This window comes from Pseudomonas sp. EL_65y_Pfl2_R96 (assembly GCF_963970905.1).
GTDB lineage: Bacteria > Pseudomonadota > Gammaproteobacteria > Pseudomonadales > Pseudomonadaceae > Aquipseudomonas.
This window is the reverse complement of the sequence record NZ_CAXAQH010000463.1, coordinates 1-255: the sequence shown is the minus strand read 5'-3', so window position 1 is coordinate 255 and position 255 is coordinate 1. Positions and strand designations below refer to the sequence as shown.

Genomic DNA, 255 nt, shown 5'->3' with positions numbered 1-255 from the left:
CGGTCCAGACTCCTACGGGAGGCAGCAGTGGGGAATATTGGACAATGGGCGAAAGCCTGATCCAGCCATGCCGCGTGTGTGAAGAAGGTCTTCGGATTGTAAAGCACTTTAAGTTGGGAGGAAGGGCGGTTACCTAATACGTAATTGTTTTGACGTTACCGACAGAATAAGCACCGGCTAACTCTGTGCCAGCAGCCGCGGTAATACAGAGGGTGCAAGCGTTAATCGGAATTACTGGGCGTAAAGCGCGCGTAG

General features: G+C 52.5%; 1 rRNA gene. It reads left to right on the top strand.

Going from position 1 to position 255, the window contains the following annotated elements:
* Positions 1–255, top strand: a 16S ribosomal RNA gene (locus tag AACY49_RS31585); the annotation flags it as partial.